The 23,389-nt window shown below is 57.1% G+C and carries 19 protein-coding genes; 12 read left to right on the top strand and 7 right to left on the bottom strand.

Going from position 1 to position 23,389, the window contains the following annotated elements; all coding sequences use genetic code 11:
- Nucleotides 1–57 precede the first annotated feature (57 nt).
- Nucleotides 58–759 (top strand): GNAT family N-acetyltransferase, encoded by a 702-nt coding sequence (locus tag SIK69_RS02530; protein WP_319626879.1) that lies wholly within the window; start codon nucleotides 58–60, stop codon nucleotides 757–759.
- Here the strand turns inward: SIK69_RS02530 and entD are convergent.
- Both entD and SIK69_RS02520 read right to left on the bottom strand, forming a co-directional pair.
- Nucleotides 730–1,392, bottom strand: coding sequence for an enterobactin synthase subunit EntD (entD, locus tag SIK69_RS02525; RefSeq protein WP_319785318.1), 663 nt, complete (start codon nucleotides 1,390–1,392; stop codon nucleotides 730–732). The genes SIK69_RS02530 and entD overlap by 30 nt on opposite strands.
- A 38-nt stretch (nucleotides 1,393–1,430) precedes the next feature.
- Nucleotides 1,431–3,656: a TonB-dependent siderophore receptor gene (locus SIK69_RS02520; RefSeq protein WP_319785317.1), complete on the bottom strand. Its 2,226-nt coding sequence runs from the start codon at nucleotides 3,654–3,656 to the stop codon at nucleotides 1,431–1,433.
- 270 nt (nucleotides 3,657–3,926) lie between these two features.
- Here SIK69_RS02520 and fes point away from each other — a divergent pair, with 270 nt between their 5' ends.
- The 4 genes from fes to SIK69_RS02500 all read left to right on the top strand — a co-directional run bounded on the left by fes (nucleotide 3,927) and on the right by SIK69_RS02500 (nucleotide 10,169).
- Nucleotides 3,927–5,138: an enterochelin esterase gene (gene fes / locus SIK69_RS02515; protein ID WP_319785316.1), complete on the top strand. Its 1,212-nt coding sequence runs from the start codon at nucleotides 3,927–3,929 to the stop codon at nucleotides 5,136–5,138.
- A 26-nt stretch (nucleotides 5,139–5,164) separates the two neighbouring features.
- The gene (locus SIK69_RS02510; RefSeq protein ID WP_319626883.1) at nucleotides 5,165–5,380 is read left to right on the top strand and encodes an MbtH family protein; all 216 of its coding nucleotides are present in this window, start codon (nucleotides 5,165–5,167) and stop codon (nucleotides 5,378–5,380) included.
- On the top strand, nucleotides 5,373–9,239 hold the full coding sequence (gene entF / locus SIK69_RS02505) for an enterobactin non-ribosomal peptide synthetase EntF (RefSeq protein WP_319785315.1): 3,867 nt from the start codon (nucleotides 5,373–5,375) through the stop codon (nucleotides 9,237–9,239). Before SIK69_RS02510 ends, entF begins: the two co-directional genes overlap by 8 nt.
- A gap of 90 nt (nucleotides 9,240–9,329) precedes the next feature.
- Nucleotides 9,330–10,169: a DUF817 domain-containing protein gene (locus SIK69_RS02500; RefSeq protein WP_319785314.1), complete on the top strand. Its 840-nt coding sequence runs from the start codon at nucleotides 9,330–9,332 to the stop codon at nucleotides 10,167–10,169.
- An 18-nt stretch (nucleotides 10,170–10,187) separates the two neighbouring features.
- On the opposite strand, the gene SIK69_RS02495 is transcribed toward SIK69_RS02500, so the two are convergent.
- Nucleotides 10,188–10,829: a winged helix-turn-helix transcriptional regulator gene (locus SIK69_RS02495; RefSeq protein WP_319626886.1), complete on the bottom strand. Its 642-nt coding sequence runs from the start codon at nucleotides 10,827–10,829 to the stop codon at nucleotides 10,188–10,190.
- Between the two features lie 63 nt (nucleotides 10,830–10,892).
- Nucleotides 10,893–11,558: a winged helix-turn-helix transcriptional regulator gene (locus SIK69_RS02490; RefSeq protein WP_319626887.1), complete on the bottom strand. Its 666-nt coding sequence runs from the start codon at nucleotides 11,556–11,558 to the stop codon at nucleotides 10,893–10,895.
- A 409-nt stretch (nucleotides 11,559–11,967) separates the two neighbouring features.
- Between SIK69_RS02490 and SIK69_RS02485 the strand changes: the two genes are divergently transcribed.
- The 6 genes from SIK69_RS02485 (at nucleotide 11,968) to SIK69_RS02460 (ending at nucleotide 19,244) form a co-directional block, all read left to right on the top strand.
- The gene (locus SIK69_RS02485) at nucleotides 11,968–12,495 is read left to right on the top strand and encodes a fimbrial protein (protein ID WP_319626888.1); all 528 of its coding nucleotides are present in this window, start codon (nucleotides 11,968–11,970) and stop codon (nucleotides 12,493–12,495) included.
- 86 nt (nucleotides 12,496–12,581) lie between these two features.
- Complete coding sequence (locus tag SIK69_RS02480) at nucleotides 12,582–13,259, top strand: fimbrial biogenesis chaperone (RefSeq protein ID WP_319626889.1); 678 nt, start codon at nucleotides 12,582–12,584, stop codon at nucleotides 13,257–13,259.
- 111 nt (nucleotides 13,260–13,370) lie between these two features.
- Nucleotides 13,371–15,923 (top strand): fimbria/pilus outer membrane usher protein, encoded by a 2,553-nt coding sequence (locus SIK69_RS02475; protein WP_374941292.1) that lies wholly within the window; start codon nucleotides 13,371–13,373, stop codon nucleotides 15,921–15,923.
- A gap of 8 nt (nucleotides 15,924–15,931) precedes the next feature.
- Complete coding sequence (locus SIK69_RS02470; RefSeq protein WP_319626890.1) at nucleotides 15,932–16,948, top strand: fimbrial protein; 1,017 nt, start codon at nucleotides 15,932–15,934, stop codon at nucleotides 16,946–16,948.
- 196 nt (nucleotides 16,949–17,144) lie between these two features.
- Complete coding sequence (locus SIK69_RS02465) at nucleotides 17,145–17,786, top strand: LuxR C-terminal-related transcriptional regulator (protein ID WP_319626891.1); 642 nt, start codon at nucleotides 17,145–17,147, stop codon at nucleotides 17,784–17,786.
- A gap of 33 nt (nucleotides 17,787–17,819) precedes the next feature.
- The gene (locus SIK69_RS02460; RefSeq protein WP_319785313.1) at nucleotides 17,820–19,244 is read left to right on the top strand and encodes a capsule assembly Wzi family protein; all 1,425 of its coding nucleotides are present in this window, start codon (nucleotides 17,820–17,822) and stop codon (nucleotides 19,242–19,244) included.
- On the opposite strand, the gene fepC is transcribed toward SIK69_RS02460, so the two are convergent.
- From fepC to fepD, 3 genes are read right to left on the bottom strand one after another with little or no spacing between them, the layout of a single operon-like run.
- A complete protein-coding gene (gene fepC / locus SIK69_RS02455; protein ID WP_319626893.1) occupies nucleotides 19,236–20,036 on the bottom strand; it encodes an iron-enterobactin ABC transporter ATP-binding protein in 801 nt (266 codons plus the stop codon). The two genes, SIK69_RS02460 and fepC, sit on opposite strands and share 9 nt — an antisense overlap.
- The gene (gene fepG / locus SIK69_RS02450; RefSeq protein WP_319626894.1) at nucleotides 20,033–21,025 is read right to left on the bottom strand and encodes an iron-enterobactin ABC transporter permease; all 993 of its coding nucleotides are present in this window, start codon (nucleotides 21,023–21,025) and stop codon (nucleotides 20,033–20,035) included. Before fepG ends, fepC begins: the two co-directional genes overlap by 4 nt.
- Entirely contained in the window at nucleotides 21,022–22,032 is a 1,011-nt protein-coding gene (gene fepD / locus SIK69_RS02445; protein WP_319626895.1) for a Fe(3+)-siderophore ABC transporter permease, read from the bottom strand. The genes fepG and fepD overlap by 4 nt, the downstream gene beginning before the upstream one ends.
- A gap of 111 nt (nucleotides 22,033–22,143) precedes the next feature.
- Here fepD and entS point away from each other — a divergent pair, with 111 nt between their 5' ends.
- Nucleotides 22,144–23,379, top strand: a complete 1,236-nt coding sequence (gene entS / locus SIK69_RS02440) for an enterobactin transporter EntS (protein WP_319626896.1) — start codon at nucleotides 22,144–22,146, stop codon at nucleotides 23,377–23,379.
- Nucleotides 23,380–23,389: the final 10 nt, after the last annotated feature.

Below are 23,389 nucleotides of genomic sequence, written 5' to 3'. Positions count from 1 at the left end.
CACCGCAGGGCGATATCCCATGATATAACAATGATAAATCACTCCTCAGGGGACAACGTGGCACAGATCAACGAATACGGCCAGACGGTGGGCGATCCGATGCCCGATTGGCAGGGCGCAGATTTACTCGCGCGTAAGGTGCTACAAGGCAGATGCTGTCGGCTGGAGCCGCTGAATGCCCAGCGTCACGCCCCCGATTTGTTCGACGCCTATGCACAGGTCGACGACGAACGAGACTGGACATGGCTGAGTAGCGTGCGTCCACAGTCCGTTGCCGCCGCGCAGGTATGGCTGCAGGGCAAAGTGGATGACGCTGGGCTGGTGCCGTTTGCGGTCATCGATATCAGCAGCGAACGCGCAGTGGGCGTGGTATGTCTGATGGCGATTGACCGCCCAAACGGCTCGGTAGAAATTGGTCACGTGACCTGGTCGCAGCGCATGAAGCGCAGCATAATCAGCACCGAAGTGGTCTGGCTGCTGTTGCGCGAAGCGTTCGCCTGTGGCTATCGTCGCGTAGAGTGGAAAACCGATGCGCTAAATACCGCCTCGCGTCAGGCGGCGGAACGAATCGGCTTTACCTTCGAGGGCCGTTTCCGCCAGCGCATGGTGCGTAAAGGCCGAAACCGGGACAGCGACGTGCTATCAATTATCGACGGTGAATGGTCCGCGATTGACGCCACGTTGCAGGCCTGGCTGGCGGAGCGTAATTTTGACGCTAATGGTCAGCAGCTACGCCGACTGGAGAGTTTTAGAGAGTAGGGTGATGACCTGGCGGTGGTCTTGCCGCCAGTGAATCTGACACATTTCCCCCGCCAGGCCCGGAGAAAATGCCGCGGTCAGACCGAGTGTTATCTGCCCGGCGTTGAGGGCGATAACCTGTGCGCTGTTAAACCCCGGCAGTTCGCTGGTCGCAAAACTATATGCCTTATACAAGCTCTCTTTCGCGCTAAATGCCAGGGTTAACGCCAGCTCAAACGGCAGGCCGCTGGCCTCCAACATGCGGCGCTCTTCGGGCGTGACAATGCTTCCGACAACCTCATTGGCCATTTCCGGCGTGAAAATAGCGTCCAGATCCACCCCAACAGGATGTTTTGCCCCCACCGCCAGCGCGGTGGTGCCGCTGTGGCTGATGCTGCCGTAAATCTCCGGCGGCCAGATCGGTTGTCGCCTGTCGCCAATATCCGCGATATGACGGAGGCCGTATTGCCGCAAGGCATAAAACGCCGCCAGACGCCCGGCAAGATGTTCCGCTTTACGTTTATTGCCTGCGGGCTGAAGTTTGGCGTGATGGGGCAGCCACAGGAGATCGGCATCGGTGAAGGTGGCGGGGTCGAAATCGATACGGTGAAGCGTCAAACCGCCAAGGGAAAAGGTACTGTGCTGGGTGTTCATGGTGATACCCCTCTCCGCGAGGAGAGGGGGCCTCATGCTTAGAAGTGCGTGTTCACGCTCATGTAGTAGGTTCGGCCAGACTCGTTATAGGTCTCAGCTCCTGCGCCGTACATATAGCCCGTCGCGCCGCCGGTGGTCTGGGCGTTGCCCGCGCGCCAATGGCGTTTATCGAACAGATTGTCGATCCCCGCGGTCAGGCTGACGTATTTATTGGCATCCCAGGTACCGCTCAGGCCGACAATGCTATACGGGCTGACTTCGTTCAGCTCGCTACCGGTCGCCGGTTGGCCTTTATAGTTGTACTTCTTCGGCTGCTGCTTGCCGTACCAGGTGAAGGTCGACTGCACGGAGAAGTCCTGATAAACCTGCCAGCTCAGCGTCGAGTTGAGGGTGTATTCCGGGATGATCGACAGGCGATCGCCGGTCTCTTTGTTCTTACTTTGCAACATGTAGGTGATGTTGTTGGTCCAGTTGATGGCCTCGGTCACTGGCACATTCAACGTTCCTTCCAGACCTTCAACCAGCGCTTTTGGCACGTTCTCCCACTGATACAGATCGGTGCCGCTGCCGTTGGTATACACCGGCGAATAGCCCGCTTCAATCTTGTTGCGGTAATCATTGCGGAACCAGGTCGCCCCTGCCAGCCAGCCGTCGCGTTTGAACTCGAGGCCCACTTCTTTGTTGATGCTGGTTTCGGCTTTCAGGTCTTCATTCCCTTGCAGGTAGCAGCCGCTGGTGCTGGCGTAGCAGCCCTGGCCTTTGCTGTAAAGAATGTAGTTCGGGTTGGTCTGATACAGGCTCGGTGCTTTATAGGCGCGGGCGATGCCCATTTTCAGGGTGAAATCATCCCACAGACCCTGCGACAGGTTCAGCGACGGGCTCCAGTTATCGCCGACGATACTGTGGTGATCGAAGCGCAGCGCCGGAGTCAGCATGGTGCTGTCGGTCACTTCAATGTTGTCTTCCGCGAACAGCGAGAAGATTTCTGCCTGCGAATACGGGCTGCGGTTGGTGCTGCTCACCCCCGGGATCGGGCCGCCCATAAAGGTCTGGGTATTCGAGCCCATATCCTTCATTTTCTGCTGGTTCCACTCGGTGCCGAGCGTCAGCGTCTGGTTGAAGACGAAATCGACCGGCAGGTTGATTTCGCTGTGCAGCAGCACGTCGGACAAGTCGATATCGACAAACTCATTGGAGTTGAAAATCCCTTCGGTGCCGCCCGCCAGGCCTTCGCCTTTACGCGAGTTACGGGTGTGCTCGTACTGCGCCCAGGTGCTGGAGGTGATGCCGTTATCCCAGCCGCCGTTCCAGGTCAGGGAGTAGTTCTGGCGATACAGACGGTTGGTCTCTTTGCCGTAGTTCTCTTTAACGAACGCATTGGTGTTGGTGTTCTGGGTATCCCCGGCGTACAGATTGTTCTGACGGCTGTAGCCCGCCTCCAGCTCCAGGGACTGCATCGGAGCGAAGTCCCAGCGTATCACGCCGTTAATGTCTTTGTTTTCCACGCCTTCCCGTCCGGCGGGCAGGGTGTTCTGATAAATGCCGGTACGCTCTGACTGATGTCCCTGGTTGATGTCCCAGGCGTCGGCCTGCGTTTTGTCGAGGTTACCGTACAGACGGAAGCTGAAATCACCGCCCATCGGGCCGGAGAGGCTGAAGTTGGTGCGCTTGGTTGAGCCTTCGTCTTTATGTTCCGGCAGGTTCATATAGGTATCCCAGGAACCGTGCCACGCGTCGCTGCCTTTTTTGGTGATGATGTTCACCACCCCGCCCGCCGCGCCATTACCGTAACGCGCCGCCGCCGGGCCGCGAATTACTTCAATACGCTCAATCATCTCTGGCGGCACCCAGCTGGTATCACCCCGGGTGTCACGCTCGCCGCGCCAGCCCAGACGCACCGAGTTCCGGCTGGTCACCGGTTTACCGTCAATCAGGATCAGGGTGTTTTCCGGGCCCATCCCACGAATATCAATCTGGCGGTTGTTGCCGCGCTGACCGCTGGTGGAGTTCCCGGTCAGGTTCACGCCGGGCATGGTCCGGATAATTTCGGAGACATCACGGGCCGGAGGGCGTTTACGAATTTCATCGGCGGTGATGGTAGACACGCCCGGTGCCTGCAAGTTTTGCTGGGCGGCGGTGACGACCATGGTTTCGCCCGTCTCTGCCGTCGTTGCCTTTTCGGTCTCTTCTGCGTGCAGAGGGAATGCCACCCCGTAAATACCCAGATTGACCAGTAGGGCCAGTGATTTGAGTTTGTTATTCATTGTGAGCCAACGTCCTGCTGTATTGATAAAAGCCTCGTCATACTTCGCGCCGCAGGGGCGTTGGCTTTCCCCGCTCACTCCAGACACTTACTTATGTAAGCTCCTGGGGAAACGCTGCGTCGCCGCCTTCCTGCAACTCGAATGATGTAGAGGCTGTAAATGTTCTTAATCGCGCGCCAATACGCTATTGCAAATGCAAATAGTTATCAATAATATTATCAATAATTTTTGGAGTGTAACGAAAAATTCCACATACAGCGCGGGGTTAACGTGGCGGAGACGGTAACGACAGGGAGTGCAGCCTGGTGGCAACGCATTGACGGCCCGCAGTGGCGACGGGAAGGGGCGTTGTGCCACGTCACCTTTTACTGGCGCGATCCGGCCGGAAGCGAGTCACACTCGACGACAAAACGGGTGTGGATGTACATCACCGGTGTGACCGATCACCACCAGAACGCGGTGCCGCAGACGCTGTCCCGTCTGCCCGGCACCGACGTCTGGCAGTGGCAAACCCGGCTGCCTGCCAGCTGGCGCGGCAGCTACTGTTTTATTCCCTGCGAGCATGACGATGATTTTTCCCCGGCGCTGTTTAACGGCCACGCCCCGGACAGGCAGCTGCTGCGCGAAGGCTGGCGAAAGCTGCTTCCGCAGGCGATAGCCGATCCGCTCAATCGCCATAGCTGGCGCGGCGGGCGCGGGCATGCGGTGTCGGCACTCTCGCTCCCGGATGCACCGATTCAGCCCGGCTGGGATCTGCCTGAGGTGGCGCACAACCCGCCACTCTGCATTGACTGGCGCAGTCAGCGACTGGGCAACGTCCGTCGGGTGTGGATTTACACCACCGGAGACAATGCCTCGCCCGATCGCCCGCTGGCGTTGCTGCTGGATGGGCAGTTCTGGGCCGAGAGTATGCCGGTCTGGTCGCCGCTGGCACACCTGACCCGCGAAGGCCAGCTTCCCCCGGCGGTGTACATCTTAATCGATGCCATCGACAGCGCTCATCGCAGCGCTGAATTGCCCTGCAATACCGATTTCTGGCAGGCGTTACAGACCGAATTGCTGCCGCAGATCCAACGCCTCGCCCCGCACAGCGAATGCCCGGGGCACACCCTTGTCGCAGGTCAGAGCTTTGGCGGGCTGGCGGCGATGTTTGCCGGGTTGAACTGGCCGCAGCGGTTTGGCTGTGTGCTGAGCCAGTCCGGCTCCTACTGGTGGCCGACGCGCGGCGATCGTCGCGGGGGCGTTATCCCGGAAAAACTTTCTCGCGGTGAATTTTCGCCGCACGGCCTGCGCATCTGGCTGGAAGCCGGGCGGCGTGAGCCGGTTATCTTCGAGGCCAATCAGGCACTTTTACAACAATTAGACAAGCACCAGCAGCCGGTTTTCTGGCGTCAGGTTGACGGCGGACACGATGCGCTGTGCTGGCGCGGCGGGCTGACAGCAGGGCTGATAGCGCTCTGGCAGCCGCTGCTCGACGCATAAAGCGCGCTTTACGACAGGAGTTTGGTATGCAAATCAGTAACCCTTTCGATGATGCGCAAGGGCAGTTTTATATTCTGCAAAATGCGCAGCAACAGTACAGCCTCTGGCCGCAGCAGTGTGCGCTGCCGGAAGGCTGGCAGGTGGTTTGCGAGCCGCAAAGTGCGGACGTCTGCAATGCCTGGCTGGCTGCCCGCTGGACGCTTCTGAATCCTGCTCATTTTGTCGGAGTGCCTCATGACTGAACGTTTACCGCTGGTCGCGGCGCAGCCGGGGATTTGGATGGCGGAACAGCTTTCCTCTCTGCCGAACGCCTGGAGCGTGGCCCACTATGTCGAACTTGACGGCGAGATTGATGCCGCTCTTTTACAGCAGGCGATCGTGCTTGGCCTGGGGCAGGCGGATACCCTGCGGATGCGCTTTGGCGAAGATAACGGCGTGCCGTGGCAGCGGCTGGACGATAGCCTGCCGCCGGGCGTGGCTACGGTGAACGATCTGCGGCAGGAATCTGACCCACACGCCGCCGCCATGAACCTTATAAAGGCTGATTTAGCGCAAAACACCCGCGTCGACAGCGGCAATCCGCTGGTGTGCCATCAGCTACTCCGGGTGGCTGATACCCGCTGGTACTGGTATCAGCGTTATCACCATTTGCTGGTAGATGGCTTCAGTTTCCCGGCGATTACCCGTCAGATCGCCCATATTTACCGTGCCTTACAGCGCAAGGAAACTTTACCTGACTCGCCGTTCACACCGTTTGCCGAGGTGGTCGAAGAGTATCAGCGCTACCGTGAAAGCGACGGCTGGACGCGCGACGGTGCGTTCTGGGCTGAACAGCGCCAGCAGCTACCGGCTCCTGCCTCGCTCTCTGCCGCCCCGTTGCCGGGCCGCGCCGCCAGCCCCGATATCTGGCGGCTGAAGCTGACTGCCTGCCCTCACACCTTCCGCCAGATAGCCGCCTCAACCTCAAGCCCGCGCAGCGATTTGGCCCTGGCGCTGGCGGCGCTGTGGCTCGGTCGCCTGTGTGGGCGCAACGACTACGCGGCGGGGTATATCTTCATGCGTCGTCTGGGTTCCGCGGCGCTGACCGCCAGCGGGCCGGTGTTGAACGTGCTGCCGCTGGCGGTCACAATCGCGCCGGAAGAAACCCTGCCGGAGCTGGCGAATCGACTCGGGGCGCAGCTCAAAAAAATGCGCCGCCATCAGCGTTACGACGCCGAGCAAATTGTGCGTGATGCAGGCAAGGCGGCAGGAGAGGAGCCGCTATTTGGCCCGGTATTTAACATCAAACTCTTCGATTATCAGCTGGATATCGATGGCGTTCGCGCTACCACTCACACCCTGGCAACCGGGCCGGTGAATGATCTGGAGCTGGCGCTGTTCCCGGATGAAGAGGGCGGCCTGGCGATTGAAGTGCTGGCCAATCAGCAGCGCTATGAGCAACATGAACTGCAGCAGCACGTGGCGCGTCTGCACGCGTTGCTGGCGCAGTTTGCCGCCAACCCTCTGCTTCGCTGCGGCGAGGTGGATCTGGTATCGGCTGACGAATATCAGCGCCTGGAACAGATTAATGACACCGCAATGATGCTGCCAGACACCACGCTCAGCGCACTGGTGGCGGCGCAGGCGGAGAAAACGCCGGACGCACCGGCGCTGGCCGATGCCCGGTTACAGTTCAGCTATCGCGAAATGCGCCAGCAGGTCGTGGCCCTGGCGAAAGTGCTGCGCCAGCGCGGGGTGAAGCCCGGCGACAGCGTGGCGGTGGCGCTGCCTCGTTCGGTATTTTTAACCCTGGCGCTGCACGGAATTGTCGAAGCGGGTGCGGCATGGCTGCCGCTGGATACCGGCTATCCGGACGATCGCCTACAGATGATGCTGGAAGATGCGCAACCTACGCTTCTGATAACGTCTGACGATCAGCTCAGTCGATTCCCCGGGGTCGAAACCCTCTGTTATAGCGAAGCGCTGGCGGTCGATGACGCTCTGCCGCTAGCGCTGTCTCGCCCGCAGCACACCGCCTATATCATCTTCACTTCTGGCTCAACGGGCCGCCCAAAAGGGGTGATGGTCGGCCAGACGGCGATCGTCAACCGCCTGCTGTGGATGCAGGATCATTATCCGCTGACCGCCGCCGATGTGGTGGCGCAGAAAACCCCGTGCAGTTTTGACGTGTCGGTGTGGGAGTTCTGGTGGCCGTTTATCACCGGAGCAAAACTGGTGATGGCTGAGCCGGATGCGCATCGCGACCCGCAGGCGTTGCAGCAGTTCTTCGCGGATTTTGGCGTGACGACCACCCATTTTGTGCCGTCGATGCTGGCGGCATTTGTGGCATCGCTCAGCGACGAAAACGTCGCGTCCTGCCGTACGCTGAAACAGGTGTTCTGTAGCGGCGAAGCACTGCCGACCGCGCTGTGCCGCGAATGGGAACAGCGTATCGGCGCGCCGTTGCACAATCTATATGGGCCAACGGAAGCGGCGGTGGACGTCAGCTGGTATCCGGCGTTTGGCCCGGAACTGGCGGCGGTGACCGGGAATAGCGTGCCGATTGGCTTCCCGGTATGGAACACCGGGTTACGTATTCTCGACGCCCAAATGCGTCCGGTGCCGTTTGGCGTGGCAGGGGATTTATACCTCACCGGCATCCAGCTGGCGCAGGGGTACATGGGCCGGCCGGATCTCACCGCCAGCCGATTTATTGCCGATCCCTTTGCCCCCGGCGAGCGAATGTATCGCACCGGGGACGTGGCGCGCTGGCTGGCGAATGGCGCGGTGGAATACCTGGGCCGCAGTGACGATCAGTTGAAAATTCGCGGACAGCGGATCGAACTCGGTGAAATTGACCGCATGATGCTCAACCTGCCGGACGTAGCGCAGGCGGTGGCGCACGCCTGTGTGTTGAATCAGGCGGCGGCCATCGGCGGTGATGCGCGCCAGTTAGTGGGCTACGTGGTGTCCGAATCGGGTCTGCCGCTGGACCGTGAGGCCATGCTTGCACAATTGCGCGACGCGCTGCCGCCGCATATGGTGCCGGTCACGCTGTTGCAGATGTCGAGTTTGCCGCTGAGTGCCAATGGCAAGCTTGACCGCAAAGCCTTGCCGCTGCCGGAACTGGCGCAAAAAACGCCGGGTCGCGCGGTTGAAAGCAAAACTGAAATCGCGGTGGCGCAGGCTTTTAGCGCCCTGCTCGGGTGTGATATTCACGATGTCGATGCGGATTTCTTTGCCCTCGGGGGCCACTCACTGCTGGCGATGCGTTTGGCGGCGCAGCTCAGCCGCACCTTTGCTCGGCAGGTCACGCCGGGCCAGGTGATGGTCGCCTCCACGGTGGGTAAACTCAGCCATCTGCTGGACTCGGTAAACGAGGCGCAGGCGCAGCGTCTGGGCTATGAAACCCTGCTGCCGTTACGCGAAAGCAGCGGCCCGACGCTATGGTGCTTCCATCCTGCGTCGGGTTTTGCCTGGCAGTTTAGCGTCCTGGCCCGCTGGCTAAGCCCACGCTGGTCGATTACCGGCATTCAATCGCCGCGCCCGGAAGGGCCGATGGCCAGTGCGGAAAATCTGGACCAGCTTTGCGAGCATCATCTGGCGACGCTGCTGCAACAGCAGCCGCAGGGACCCTATTATCTGTTTGGCTATTCGCTCGGCGGCACGCTGGCGCAGGGCATCGCCGCCCGCTTACGGCAGCGCGGCGAAGCGGTGGCGTTTCTCGGCCTGCTCGATACCTGGCCGCCGGAAACGCAGAACTGGTCAGAGAAAGAGGCCAACGGTCTGGATCCGGAGGTACTGGCGGAAATTAATCGTGAGCGCGAGGCCTTTCTGGCGGCACAGCAGGGGCAGGCTTCAGGCGAGTTGTTCAGCGCTATCGAAGGCAACTACGCCGATGCGGTGCGGCTGTTGACCACCGCGCACAGCGTGGCGTTCGATGGCAAAGCCACGCTGTTCGTGGCCGAAAAAACGCTGACGCCGGGTCAGGATCCGCACCGTGCCTGGGCACCGTGGGTCAACGAACTGGACGTTTATCGCCAGAACTGCGCTCACGTGGACATCATTTCCCCGCAGGCGTTCGAGGCGATTGGCCCGGTGCTGAAGGAAATTCTGGGGTAAGGTCAGGCGGCGGGTAGTCGTGGTGCTGCCCGCTATCCTTATTGAACGCTTATGGCACAATGAGCGCTTTCTATAATGGAGTGAACGGAAGTGCTCAATCGTATTGACCTGTTTTTGATGGACCCACCCGCTACCCGCCTGACCGGCGTCAGGCGCTACGGCCTGGAGTTTTTGTGGTTCGGCATCAAGGAACTGCGTGCCTGTTTGTTTGCGGGGCTGTTTTTTGTGGCGATATTCTGCGTGCCGCGTACGGGCCTGATGGGCATCTCGCGTTATGATCTGCTGTTGCTTATTGCGTTAGCCATCCAGTTCACCATGTATTTCACCCGGCTCGAAAGCCCGGATGAAATCAAAGCCATCACCCTGTTTCACCTGCTCGGTTTCGCTCTTGAATTATTTAAAACCTCCTCGGCCATTGGTTCGTGGAGCTACCCGGAAGCGGGCTGGAGCAAAATAGGCGGAGTGCCACTGTTCAGCGGATTTATGTACGCGGCGGTAGGTAGCTACCTCATTCAGTGCTGGCGTTTACTGGATTTGAAAATTCGCCATCATCCGCCGATTCTGCATGCCGTTTTGCTTTCACTGGCGCTGTACGCCAACTTCTTTACCCATCACTTTATCGGCGACTATCGCGGATATATTGCCGCCGTGGCGCTGGGGATGTACGCCCGTTCGACGGTGATTTTCACCCCTTACGATCGGCCTTATAAAATGCCGCTGCTGGTGGCTTTCGCGCTAATTGGCTTCTTTATCTGGCTGGCGGAAAACATGGGCACCTTCTTCGGCGTGTGGCGGTATCCGAATCAGCTGGGCGCATGGGCGACGGTACATGTCGGCAAGTGGGGGTCATGGACGCTGCTGGTGATGATGACCTTCACCATCACGCTGTTCCTGAAGGATATTAAAAAGCGGATCCATGTCGCACAGTAATGTGAGGGTGAACAGCCCTCAATACTTCTCCGGCAAACGGTGAACCGCTTTCAGCATGCCGTCTTCTATCTCGATATAGCCACCCACTTTGAGTTGAGAGAGCATTTTCATCACCGTACTGCGTGACAGGCGCGTTCTTTCCAGAATGTATTTTGCGGCAGTGGTGGATTGGCGCAGGTTGTCGGGTTCACGCATTAACGCCAGTAGCTGGAATTTCAGCACATCATAGGATGTCGGAGCCGTCATGATCGCATTGTTTTTAAAGAGGTTGGTCGTGATCTTAGTGATGTGGCCGACTAACAGTTTCCAGGCATTTCTCTCTGCAATGATTTCATGAGCCCGTTCCGTCTTTAAGGTCGCTATCTTCGCGACACTCACTGTCTCAAGAAACAGGCCCGACGCATCCGGTATCATATTGGTAATGCCAAAAATATTCGGGGTGGGCAGGGATGACATAACAAAGTCATCCGTTTCTCTGCCAACTTTAACGAGGCCAGACTGCAGGATGTAACACATGTTCATCCCATCAATGGATAAGTACAGTTTCGTCCGGGGGGGAACATCCTCAAAAACGACATACGGGATGAGTACGTCGATGAGTTCACGCGTTGCCTGAGACTCCGCCAGGGTGGTCATGCCTTTCAGATAAGACTCTTTCATATCAGCACGTATCAGGTTGCAAACTATTGCTATAAATTTAGCAACAGAGCGCCTGAGCGTACATCAATACTTCAGCGGAATGTTATGGATAGCCAACAGCAACCCTTTGTCAGTGGTGATGTATCCCCCGGTTTTGAGCTGCGCCAGGATTTTCATAATGCTGCTCCGCGATACAAAGGTACGGCTTTGCACGTAGTTAGCGATAGTCACGCTATGACGAATGGCTTCCGGTTCGCTCATTAACTCATAAAGCTGGTAACGGATAATATCGTAGGATGATAATGACGATATTTTAGTGCAGTGGTCGTAGACCCGCGTCACGGTATATATCAGCATCTGAGACAAGGATCGCCAAAGGTTATTATCAGCAATAACCTGGTTGGCGACTTCCAGCGGCATCCAGCTTACTTCAGAAACTTCATGGGTACGGATAAAAAGATATTCAGGATCCGTCATTTGCGTACTCATGCCAAAAATAAAAGGCGCAGACTCGGTGTTTAACACCATACCGTCAACGCTGCGGTACAGCGACACGCTACCTTTATGCAACAAAAAACACTTTCGTTTCTCGTTATCCATATAGTTAATCGTCTGACGTTCTTTTGTTTCAAAGTTGTTAGAAAATGGCGTGAGATGAAAAAGAAGTTTTTCTATTTCAGCAGTGGGTTTTTTATTCCTGAGATTGTTTTCTTCAGGGAGGAAAACTTTTTGTTGTTCATATACAGTCATTTACATAACCCCGTGCGCGCATAAGAACATTCTTATGACGTTAATAATTGGCTGCATTATGGTAAAGAACTTTTATTAAGTGAATAAATGTTGCGGTGTAAAATTACACCGAAAAATACCTTGAGTTTAGTGCGCCATTTGATGAAAATTGATTCATGCAGTGAATTGATGATTGATGAGTTAGATCGATTTTGAATACAAGTCAGTTTTCCTCGGGCGTTCTAGTCTGACTGGCTGACAGTATTCAGTTGAAGATTGGTTTTATTGTCATTAATTAAACGAGCACTGTGCAATTCATTTGATGAAGCAAGGAAATGTTCAACGGGAAGTTCAATTGCCTTCGGGTAATTGATGGGTGCTGTATTGCCTGAATTCGTTGGCGTTACTTATATAAATAAAGGAAACCATTATGAAAAAGAATTTAATCGCTATGGCTATCGCGGCTACTGCTGTTCTGTCTGCGGCTAACGCATTCGCTGCTGCGGGTCAGGTTAATTTCACCGGCCAAATTATCGATGTGGGTTGCGATGTCATTAACACCGTATCAAACCCATTACAGGTAAACCTGGGTCAGGTTGCTCGCTCTGAGTTTGTGAACTCCGGCGACACCGCCGCGGCGACTAGCTTCAATATTCAGCTGACCAACTGCCCAGTCTCTATTGGTACCGCCAGTATTAAGTTCGACGGCACGGCTCTGAACGGCGACAACAGTCTGTTACAGCTGACTCAGGAATCCGGTGTTGCAACAGGTGTAGGCATCCAGCTCTCTGATGCAAGCGGCATTCTGCCTCTGGCGCAGCCATCCGCGGCTTACGCCCTGCAGTCTGGCAGCACCATGAACAATCTGCCGTTCACTGCGCGCTACAAATCTGTGGCAACGACGGTTACCGCAGGTCCAGCGAACGGCGTGGCCAACTTCAGCGTTATTTACAACTAATACTCCGCCCGCCAGGGCTGGATATTAACTGATTGGCCGGCGGCAACAATGCCGGCCATTTTTTATCTCCCCGACAGGAAACTGATATGAAATTTTTTACTGGCTCAATACTGGCTGTACTGCTGGTTACATCAACCTTAGCCCAGGCGGGTGTCGTTATAGGCGGAACACGCCTGATTTATGACGGAGGTAAGAAGGAGTCTTCACTAAGCGTCACTAACCCGGACAAGGTGTCTTATCTGGTGCAGTCCTGGGCCGATACCACCGCTGGTGGCGCTGAGAAAGCCCCCTTTATGGTGACCCCGCCGCTGTTTCGTCTCGACGGTGGGCAGCAAAATGTGCTGCGCGTGGTTCGCGCGGGCGGCAATCTGCCCAATGACAGGGAGTCGTTGTACTGGATGAACATTAAGGCTATTCCGGCTGCGGAAGTCTCCAGTAACCAGAACACCCTGCAAATTGCGGTCAAAAACCGCATCAAGCTGATTTTCCGACCGGCGGGTCTGAAAGGCGTACCAGAAGACGTAGCGGATAAACTCACCTGGCAGCGCAGCGGCGACAGCCTGCAAGTCACGAACCCGACGCCTTTTTATATGAACTTTATGCAAATCAACGTGGCGGGCAAAGAGGTAAAAAACGTGACCTATGTAGCACCGCAAAGCACAGCAAAATTTGCGCTGCCCGCAGGCGTCAGCGGCGGCAGCGTGAGCTGGAAAATTATCAGTGATTACGGTGCCATTGGGCCGGAACACAAAGGTTCTCTGTAATAAGTCACAACTCCAGAAAAACACGGCTGAAAAGCAATAGATGTTTTATCAGGAAACTGCTTTGCGGGCAGGAGTTAATGGATGAATAGCACAATAAAACAGGGCAGATACATGCCTATTCCGCGAGTGACCAGGCTCGCGTATTTGATCGCCGGGCAATTTGTGCTGATGGGGAGTTTCCCCCTCAGCGCCCTGGCGCGTGATGTCTTTAACCCGGCGCTGCTGGAAGTGGATTCGCCTCACCAGGGGATGACTGACCTCTCTGTTTTTGAAGACGGAGCTGGCCAGCCGCCGGGTGTTTATCACGTTGATATCTATTTGAACAACGATTTACAGGATACGCGCGACGTCGAGTTCAGCCTGCAAAAAGATGCCTCTGGACATCAAAGTCTGCAGCCGTGTCTGAGTGTGGCCGAGCTGAATGAAATGGGTGTCAAAACCGATCTCTACCCGGACCTGGGCGATAAAACCGTCAAATGCGCGAATCTTGGTGCGATTCCACAGGCCAAAGCCGAATTCCGTTTCAGCGGCCAGCAGTTGCTGCTCAGTATTCCACAAATGGCGGTGTCCCAGAGCGCGCGAGGCTATGTGCCTGAAGCGCAATGGGACAACGGTATCCCGGCTTTTCTGCTTAATTACAGTTTCAGCGGGGCGAATAATTATGCCCGCAGCGGTGATGGGCGGGACAACGACAGCCAGTACGCGAACCTGCGCCCGGGGATCAATATTGGTCCGTGGCGGTTACGCAATTATACCACCTGGAGCCGCGACAGCAGTGGTCAGGACAAGTGGGATACAGTTTATACCTATGCTTCGCGCAGCATAATCGCATTGAAAAGCCAGTTGGTGATGGGTGACAGCACTTCACCCTCGGACGTGTTTGACAGCGTGCCGTTTCGCGGAGCGCAACTGGCCTCCGACGACGACATGTTGCCGGACAGCCAGAAAGGCTATGCCCCAGTGGTACGCGGCATCGCGCGGACTAACGCCCAGGTGATTATTCGCCAGAACGGCTACATCATTTATCAAAGCTATGTGTCACCGGGTGCATTCGAAATCAATGATATGTACCCGACCGGTGGCTCCGGTGATCTGTACGTCACCATCAAAGAAGCGGACGGCAGCGAACAAAACATGGTGGTGCCGTTTGCGTCACTGCCAGTGCTGCAACGCGAAGGCCGTGTGAAATACAGCCTCACCGGCGGGCAATATCGCGCCTATGACCACCGCGTCGATAACGCGCCTTTCGCTCAGGGGACGCTTATTTATGGTTTACCTAAAGGTTTCACTGTCTACGGTGGTACTCAACTAGCCGAGCACTACCGATCGGTGGCGCTCGGTGTGGGTAAAAATCTCGGTGATTTCGGTGCGTTATCGACCGATGTTACCCAGGCCTGGTCCGATATGAACGATCTGGGTAAAGACAACGGCCAGTCCTGGCGCGTGCGTTACAGCAAAAATATCGTTCAGACCGGGACCAACTTTGCGATTGCGGGCTATCGCTACTCGACGAGTGGCTTCTATAGCCTGCCGGAGGCAATGTACACCTGGCGTGACGACGGCAATGACTCACCGTTATTACAGGAACGTCGACGTAACCGCAGCGAAATGACCATCAGTCAGAGCCTCGGTGATAGTGCAGGCTCGTTATCCCTCAGCTGGATCGGTGAGAATTACTGGAACAGCGATCGGACAATGCGTTCGATTGGCGCGGCCTATTACAACTCGTGGAACGGCATCAGTTATGGCCTGAACTACAGCTATAACGAGAACTCCGTGACCTCCAATGGAACGCAAATTGGCCGAGTGTACGACCGCGATCAGGTCTTCAGCCTCAATATTAACGTGCCGTTTAGCCTGTTCATGCCCAACACCTGGGCCAGCTACACTCTGAACACCAGCAAGAAAGGCAATACCACCCAGACCGTGGGTCTTAACGGCACCGCGCTGGACGCCAGCAACCTGAGCTGGAGCGCTCAGGAAGGATATGGCAGCCAGGGAACCGGCAACAGCGGTAATCTCAACGCCGATTATCGCGGCACATACGGAGAAGTCACTGGCGGCTATGCCTATGACAAAGATACCCAGCGTATTAACTACGGCTTGCAGGGTGGGGTTCTGATACACGAGAACGGCGTGACCTTCGGTCAACAGATGAATGAAACCGTTGCGCTGGTGGCCGCCCCGGGTGCCAGTGGCATTGCCGTCAGCAGCCAGCCAGGAGTGAAAACTGACTGGCGTGGTTATGCGATTGTTCCATACGCGACGCCGTATCGCCGCAATCCGGTACAGCTTGATCCTGAATCGCTGCCTGACGACGTGGATCTCGCGCTCAATAACCAAAACGTGGTGCCAACGCGCGGCGCAGTCGTGCGGGCGAACTTTAACGCCAGTGTCGGTCAGCGTGCGCTGATGACGATTCTGCGGGTGGGCGGGGGACCGGTTCCGTTTGGCGCGATGGTCACCGACCCGACGCAGAAAGGGGCGCAGGGCTTTATCGTCGGCGATGGCGGGCAGGTTTATCTGACCGGTCTGGAAGACAGTGGTGCGCTACAGGTTAAGTGGGGCAATGAGGCTGGAGAACAGTGTTCCGTGCATTATTCTCTGAACAAACAGACGGCAGATAATGCGGGCGTACAGATGCTCAGCGGTCACTGTCAGTGAGGAAAGTTATGTCTTTATTCTCGTTGGTGAAAAGGTTCTTACTGCTGTGTGGTTTGCTGGCAGGGCTGGGTTTCATAGCGCCAGCGGCATTCGCGGCGAATAGCGGGTGCGTGAGTTCGCCTGCAATTCCTGGGTTAGCAACGCTAGGTTCTGTGGCCGTTGATGCCACCGTTCCGGTTGGAAGTATCATTCCAGGTACCGAACGATACTTCAGCTTCTCGGGGAACTGCTCCTCCATCAGCGCCGTGCCGCAGGGGAGTGTTATCATCACCTGCTATTATGGCACAGGAGCAGAAGTGGCGGGGATGCCTGGCGTCTATAATACCGGTGTAACCGGCATCGGTATTACCTTAATAAACTCTGCAGGCGTGCGTATTTCTGGTGGCGGGGCGGCTTGTGATACCCGAAATACACCATTAGGGTATATTTCAAACACTAGTGCAAAAACGTATTCCATCAGTATGACGCTAGCGTTGGTGAAAACCTCTAATACCGTTGGCACAGGCTCACTGGTTCAGGCACAAACGAAATTTGGCATCGGGATGTATAACACCGGCTATGGGATAGGCAGCAATGCCGACAGTTCAGTTTCCTATGCCGGAACCATCAATTACCGCAGCATTACCTGTTCGTTCAGTGCGATAACGCCCGTGCCGCTACCGAAAGTGCCGCGCTCTGATTTTAACGGCATTGGTTCAACAGCAGGTGATAAGAATTTCACGGTGCCCGTCACATGTAATTCGCCCGCCAACGTCAGCGCGTATATGACGTCCGCAGGGTATCTCTCGAAACCTAATGGCGTACTGGCGTTAACGAGCGCTACCGGAAATGCCGGAGGGGTCGGTATTCAGGTCATATATAACGGCAGCCCTGTAGCCTTTGATAGTTACTTCAACGTAGGCAGTATTATCAGCGCTGGCGGAACGTTAAATATTCCATTTGTTGCCCGTTATTATCAGGCCGCGAGTCCTGTCACTCCGGGTATCGCCAATGCCACTGCAACCATCACTATGGCCTATCAATAATAGTCCGTAATGAGAGAGGTATTCTTAAATGGAGGTTCAGATGTATGTCTTACGTTATTATCTGCCGCTGGTTGTTAAAATAATTATCATCCTGACGCTCACTGGATGCATTGTCTGGAGTTTAATTCCAGACGGAACCTCGGAGTTTTAGCATTGTAATATTATCAATAAGTTTTACGCCAGCAGTGAGGTAGGTATGTTGCAAATCGTGATAGAGGATAAAAATACCTTATACCGAAAAGGCATGGAGATCTTGCTGGAGCAGATTTTCCTGCGTGAAGAAGGTGAGTGGGTTGAATTCCTGCCTCTCACCGAAGACCATGTGGCCGTTGCCGATGTCATTGTAAAAAATTTTGAACCGGGTGAAAGTTATATCTGTAATTCGGTATTACGCGGTCGAAAATCTGCCAGTCTATTAATTGGCATTTATGAAGGAGACACCAACCCACATTTTGGTGAACTGCCGTTATGTGTCAATAACATTGTATTTATCAATCGGGCAGAAAGTCTCAGTAAAACCAGGGCATTAATCTTACGTGGTTGGGATAATCGCGCCCAGACAGCCCCCCGAAATAGTAGACAAACGTGTCAGGGTTGTCTGCATCGAACCCTGTCCCCCCAACAGGTTAAAGTCGCCGCCCATTTTTATCGCGGATATAATCCAGAAAAAACGGCCAGCGATTTGCAACTCAATGTGAAAACCGTGTGTGCGCATAAGCGGATGATCATGACTAAGTTTAATCTTTATTCTGATTGTGAATTATTGCATTTCCTCGATGGATTGAAAAATCAAAAGCTGACACCGAATGTATTTTCAGAGTTTCTGGCTGGTAACTAATCTTTAATCGTGTTTTTATTTTAAGGGAAGAAAATGAAACCTCTGTCAATATTTCGCCGACAGGCTATCTGTCTGGCGCTGCTGGTCTGTTCCTCGCAGGCAGGTGCGGGATTATTGGTTAACGATGCACAGTTACGCTCTGATTTAGCCTGGCTGGCGGACCGCGATATTATTCAGCTTAATCTCGCTACCTGGCCGCTCAGCCAGGAAGAGGTCAATCGGGCGCTTTCCAACGCCAACGCCCCGCGTACGGTAGCGAATCAGGAAACGCTCGCCCGGGTACAGCGTCGTCTGGCGGAATTAAAGGCACCGCTCCGCCTCAACGGCTGGACGCATTCCGCCAGCCCGTCGTTGCCGCAGGGATTTGACGACACCCCCACCAGCGCTCACGGACTTGGCGCGGCGCTCGCCAGCAGCGGTGAGTTCTGGGATATCAATCTTCAGGGCCAGGCCGAAAGCCATCAGTACATCAATGACGCTTCACACTACAACCTCAACGGGGCGTATGCGGGTGTAAAACTGTTTAACCAGTGGCTGGCGTTTGGTGAGATCCCGCAGTGGTGGGGGCCGGGCAATGATGGCAGCACCATTCGTTCCGATGCGGCACGCCCGGTGGTCGGTTTTATACTGCAACGTGCAGAGCAAACACCTTTCGACACCCCCTGGCTGGCGTGGCTCGGCAGCTGGCAATATCAGCTTTCCGCCGGGCAACTGCGCCAGTATCAACGCCCGGAAGAGCCTAAACTGATCGGCGGCAGACTGACCGCCAGCCCGTTTAATCTCCTGGATGTGGGGATGTCACGAATGCTGATGTGGGGTGGGAAAGGGCGACCCAATACCCTGGACTCGTTTGGCGATGCGCTACTCGGGCGGGACAACACCGGCAGTCAGGACCGGGATCCGGGCGATCAGATGGCGGGTATTGATTTTCGCCTCAAACTGCTGCCGCTGACGGGCCTCCCGCTCAGCCTGTACGGGCAAATCACCGGCGACGATCAGGCAGGAATATTGCCCTCACACAATACCTTTGTCGGCGGAATTGAAGGGCATCAGAGCCTTAACCTCGGGCAGGTAAACTGGTTTCTGGAGGCAGCGGACACCCGTTCCAGCCTGAAGGACACCGGCATCATCTATTACCACTACTGCTATCACGGCGGCTATTACCAACAGGGCGCGCCGCTGGGGGATGCGATGGGCGGCGACGGGACGCAGTATTCCGGACGAGTGGAACTGGTGCTGGAAAATCAGCAGCGGCTGAGTACGCGGCTGGTGTGGGCGCGGGTGAACCGTACGTCGCAGAGCATTAATCAGGCGTATCCTGCATCGGCGACGATGAAAGGGATTGCGCTGGGCTGGAGCGTGCCGGTGAACGCCTGGGCCACGGTGGAGACCGGATTCTGGAGCGGCACGGCGGATACGGGGATGTCAGCCGGATTCCGGCTCACCCCTTCACTTTGAGGTTTTCCCTAACGGCACCACCAGCGGCGTGCCGGCCACCGGGTCTTCAATAATCAGACTCCGCAGGCCATAAATCCGTTCAATCAGCTCCGCCGTCACGATCTCTTTCGGCGCACCCTCGGCAATAATTTGCCCATCGCGTAGGGCAATCAAATGCGTGGCGTAGCGGCAGGCCTGATTGAGATCGTGCAGTACCGCCGCCAGGGTATAACCCTGTTGGCGATTGAGGTCGCTCAGCAGTTCCAGCAAATCAATTTGATGGCTGATATCCAGCCAAGTCGTCGGCTCGTCGAGCAGCATGATCGCCGTTTCCTGGGCCAGCACCATCGCAATCCATGCGCGTTGGCGCTGGCCGCCGGAGAGGGTATCCACGCTTTGATTCGCCAGGTCCACGACGCCGGTGGCCTGCATCGCCCGTTGCACCGCGTCCTCATCTTCCTGACGCCAGCGGGCGAACAGCGGCTGATGCGGGTAGCGCCCGCGAGCCACCAGCTCCTGCACCGTGATATCGCCCGGGGTGGTGGCGTTTTGTGCCAGCAGACCTATGCGTCGTGCCACCTCTTTACTGGCAAAGCGCTGGATCTGCTCCCCGTCGAGCAACACCTGGCCATGCTGCGGGGTCATCAGGCGGCTCAAGGTGCGTAACAGGGTCGATTTCCCACAGCCGTTGGGGCCGATGATGGCGGTAAAATGCCCGTCCGGAATGGCCACGTTCAGCCCCTCGGCGATGACTTTTTTGCCGTAGCTGAGGGTCAGATTGTCGCCTTGCAGGCGAGCGTCAGAGTGGGTCATTTTTTACGGGACTCCTGAATAAGCAGGGCGATGAGATACAGACCGCCGAGGCTGACGGTCACCACGCCCACCGGAAGCTGGTAAGGCATAAACAGCTGCTGCGCGCCGAAATCGGCAAGCAAAAGCAGCAACGCGCCGCACAGGGCCGACTGGGTTAACCCCCAGCGTGCAGTGCCGCTGAGACGCCGGGCAATGTGCGGGGCCACCAGCGCAATAAAGGATATTGGCCCCGCCAGCGCGGTTGATGCCGCCGTTAGCACCACCGCCACCAACATCATCCATAAGCGCGATCGTTCCACCTGGACGCCCAACGCGCAGGCGCTGTCGTCGCCCATTTCCAGCAGCCGCAGTTGGCGTACCAGCAGGGCGGCGAAGACCAGCATCAGCAGCAGGATCGGTGCGGCAGGGAAAATTTTCGCCCACGTCAGCCCGTTCAGCGATCCGGCGAACCACAGCCCGGCCGACTGTGCCGTTTCAAGCGAGGCTCGGAGCAGCAGCCAGGTATTGAAGGCCATGAGCATGGCGCGGATCCCAATCCCGATAATGATCAACCGGAAAGTGTCGATCCCATTACGCCACGCCAGCAGCCAGACCAGCAGCGAGGTGACAATCCCGCCCGCCATCGCCGCCAACGCAATAGCAGTCTGATGCTGACCAAACAGCACCATCGCCACCAATACGCCGCTCCATGCCCCGGTGTTGAACCCCATCACGTCCGGGCTGCCGAGCGGGTTACGCATCAGCGACTGGAAAATCGCGCCGCTAACCCCGAGCGCCGCACCGACCAGCAGCGCCATCAGCACCCGCGGCAGTCGCCATTCGGTCACCACCATCGTCACGTTTCGCGGCGCATCGCCCCACAGCGCGGCCAGCACCTGGTTTAAATCCAGCGTCACTGCCCCGCTGCGCAGGCTGTACAGCGCAATGATCAGGCTTACCAGCGTCAGCAGCAGGCAGCTCCATAGCAGACGGCGGGACGGGGCCATCATGCGACACCTCCGCGCGACGGCTGGCGACGCACCAGCCAGATAAGCATCGGCGCGCCGATAAAGGCGCTCACCACCGAGACGCGCAGTTCACCCGGCACCAGCAGGCGGCCAATAATATCAGCGAATAGCAGCAGGGCAGGGGTGGCGAGCAGGGTGACCGGCAGCGACCAGCGGTGATCGCCCCCGACCAGCCAGCGTGAAATATGCGGCACCATCAGGCCGATAAACGCAATCGGCCCAACCAACGCGGTAGCGCTGCCGCTCAAAACGGTAATTGCCAACAGGCCCAAAAGTTGAGTGCGCGCCACTTTATTCCCAAGCGCGCTGGCGGTATCCGCCCCAAGGCTGAGGCTGTTCAGCGAGCGGCTTAACCCGAGTGCGACAACAATGGCGAGAGTGACCGGAATCAGCACCACTTTCAGGGTTTCCAGGGAGCGAATATCCAGCGATCCGGCCTGCCAGAAACGCAGCTGATCGTACACATCGGGATTCAGCAGCGCGATGCCGTTAGAGAGGCCATCGAGCACCGCCCCGAGCGCCACGCCCGCCAGGGTCAGACGCACCGGGCTGAGCTGTCCGCCGCCCTGACTGCCGGTGAAGGCCACCAGCAGCGAGGCAATCAGCGCCCCGCCAAAGGCGAGGAGCAGCTGTTCCTGCGGCAGCGTCAGGCCGAACAGCGCCGCGCCCAGCACGATGGCAAAGCTGGCTCCGGCGTTAACGCCGAGAATGCCGGGGTCGGCAAGCGGATTGCGGGTGAGGGTTTGCATTAAAGCGCCCGCCAGACCGAGCGCGCCCCCGGCCAACAGGCCAGCAAGGGTGCGGGGGAGGCGGGCGTCAAGAACAATGGTGCAGTCGGGACTCCGACAGGTGCCGGACAGGGCGTCCAGTACCACGTTCAGCGGCAGCGGTTTAGCGCCAATTAGCAGGCTGAGCGCGGCAGCGGCTATCAGCAGAATGAGTAATCCGGGCACGGCGACGGTACGCAGCGTGGCGGCAGAAAACGACATAGCAACGTCCATGATGTGATAATGATAGTAATTATCGTTCTCGATCTTATTCGCCTATGTTAGCATGTGCGGCCACGGAAATGGTACCGAAAGATCGTTGAAGGCCCTGTCATGCAAAGACAATCCTGGCTGCTAAATCTCAGCCTGCTGAAGACTCACCCGGCGTTCCGCGCCGTCTTTATCGCCCGTTTTATCTCCATTCTCTCTCTCGGCCTGCTTGGCGTTGCCGTGCCGGTGCAAATCCAGACGCTGACTCACTCCACCTGGCATGTCGGGCTGGCGGTGACGTTAACCGGCGGGGCGATGTTTATCGGCCTAATGCTCGGCGGCGTGCTGGCCGACCGCTATGAACGCAAGAAGCTTATCCTGTTGGCGCGCGGCACCTGTGGCATCGGCTTTATTGGCCTATGGCTGAACGCGCTGCTGCCTGAACCGTCGCTGCTGGCGATTTATCTGCTCGGGATCTGGGATGGGCTGTTCGCCTCGATTGGCGTCACCGCCCTGCTGGCGGCGACACCTGCGCTGGTCGGGCGTGAAAACCTGATGCAGGCCGGGGCGATAACCATGCTCACGGTACGCCTCGGGTCGGTGATTTCGCCGATGGTGGGCGGTCTGCTGCTGGCGAGCGGGGGATTCTCCTGGAACTATTTACTGGCGGCGCTCGGCACCTTCATCACCACCCTGACGCTGCTGCGTCTGCCGTCGTTGCCGCCGCCTCCGCAGCCGCGTGAACATCCGTTGAAATCCTTACTGACCGGCCTGCGCTTTCTGTTTAACAGCCCGTTGATTGGCGGCATTGCGCTGCTCGGCGGTCTGTTGACCATGGCCAGCGCGGTGCGCGTGCTGTATCCGGCGCTGGCGATGAGCTGGAATATGTCGGCGGCGCAGATTGGTATGTTGTATGCGGCGATCCCGCTCGGGGCGGCGTTGGGGGCGCTGACCAGTGGCAATCTGGCGTGTAGCGTTCGGCCTGGGCAAATTATGCTCCTGACCACCGTCGGCGCGTTTGTCGCCATCGGGTTGTTCAGCCTGATGCCGGTCTGGGCGCTGGGCGTGCTGTGTCTGGCGCTGTTTGGCTGGCTGAGCGCCATCAGTTCGCTGCTGCAATATACCTTGATTCAGACCCAAACCCCGGAAGCGATGCTCGGGCGCATTAACGGGTTGTGGACGGCGCAGAACGTCACCGGTGACGCCATCGGCGCGGCAATTTTAGGCGGGGTTGGCGCAATGCTCACCCCGGTTGCGGCGGCGTCAGCCAGCGGTTGGGCGTTGGCGATCGTTGGGCTGATTCTGGTGTTGCTGCTCGGGGAGTTGCGCCGCTTCCGACAAGAAACGGCAGCGGTTTAATCCGGTGGAA

The organism is Scandinavium lactucae, assembly GCF_033843265.1.
Lineage (GTDB): Bacteria > Pseudomonadota > Gammaproteobacteria > Enterobacterales > Enterobacteriaceae > Scandinavium > Scandinavium lactucae.
This window is presented reverse-complemented; position numbering and strand designations above follow the sequence as displayed.